General features: G+C 47.2%; 1 protein-coding gene and 1 other annotated feature. The gene reads right to left on the bottom strand.

Annotated elements, in window-relative coordinates; all coding sequences use genetic code 11:
* Positions 1-39 precede the first annotated feature (39 nt).
* Positions 40-1,259 (bottom strand): IS3 family transposase gene (locus JFC10_RS14745; RefSeq protein WP_406947306.1). Its coding sequence is split into 2 segments (ribosomal slippage): positions 40-983 and positions 983-1,259, totalling 1,221 coding nucleotides; the frame shifts between segments, so codons are not numbered across the junction.
* Positions 868-984: a sequence feature (AL1L pseudoknot), on the bottom strand. (Overlaps the previous gene by 117 nt.)
* Positions 1,260-1,309 lie beyond the last annotated feature (50 nt).

The following is a 1,309-nucleotide window of genomic DNA, read 5'->3' on the forward strand; positions in this document are numbered from 1 at the left end:
TGAACCGCCCCGACTATATCGGAGGCTGATCTACTTGAGTCAGGCAGCAATGCCTGACAGGATTAAATTATCATAATACCGCTTTTCAAACTCAAAGGGTGACACATATCCAATCGTGCCATGTAAACGGGTTTTATTAAACCAATCCACCCACTCAAGGGTTGCCAGTTCAACATCGTTCACACCAGTCCAGTTCTGCTTTAAATAATGAATCACCTCAGACTTGTAAAGCCCATTGACCGTTTCAGCCAATGCATTGTCGTATGAATCGCCTGTTGTACCAACAGAAGCAATCACGCCAGAGTCCGTCATCTTATCGGTATAGCGAATGGATAAGTACTGAACCCCTCGATCACTGTGATGAATCACATCTTTGGGATTGTTTCTATCTGTTATCGCTTGATTTAATGCCGCCATTACCATATCAGTGTTCATACGATTCGATACTTTCCAGCCGACAATAGCGCGAGCAAATACATCGATGATAAAAGCGGTATAAACCCAGCCGCTCAATGTCTTGATATAAGTAAAATCTGCAACCCACAGCTGATTAGGACGATGGGCATTAAAGTTACGATTGACCAAGTCGTCAGCACGTTTTTGGTCGTCACGGCTGTTGGTGGTAATCTTACCCTTACCGCGCCAGACACCTTGTAAGCCGTGCTGTCTCATTAAGCGCTCTACGGTGCAGCGTGCGATATAAATGCCATCTGCCTTCATCTGCCGCCAGACTTTGCGAGCACCATAGCGGCATTTGCTGTCCTGCCAGATGCGTTTAATCTCGCTGAGATAGTAGTCGTCATGCTGACTGCGCAGTGAACGCCTTTCAGGGCAGCACTCTAGGTCTTTAGTACGGTGATAGGTTGACGGGGCAATCGGTAGTACTCTACAAATCAGCTCGATCCCATAACTACCTCTATAGTCATCAATAAACTGAACCATTATCTGGGTGGACGGTCGAGCTCCGCCTGGGCGAAAAAAGCAGCAGCCTTACGTATAATCTCATTGGCTTGCTTGAGCTCTTTGTTCTCGCGTTCAAGCTCTTTGATACGCTCTTTGTCACTTTGAGCCTGCACTGAGGCGGGAATGGTTTGGTCTATGTGCTTTTTATGCCAGGATCGCAGTGTCTCAGGCGTACAGCCAATCTTTGACGCTATGGCTTGAATGGCTGACCATGTAGAAGGATAGTCGCTCGACGCTTCAATCAGCATGCGAACGGCGCGTTCTTTAATCTCAGGAGTGTAGGTTTGTCGTTTCATTGTCGTATTCTCTCAGAATGTTGAGTCTCCGACAATCCCGGGGCGGTTCA

The organism is Psychrobacter aquimaris (assembly GCF_016107525.1).
GTDB lineage: Bacteria > Pseudomonadota > Gammaproteobacteria > Pseudomonadales > Moraxellaceae > Psychrobacter > Psychrobacter aquimaris.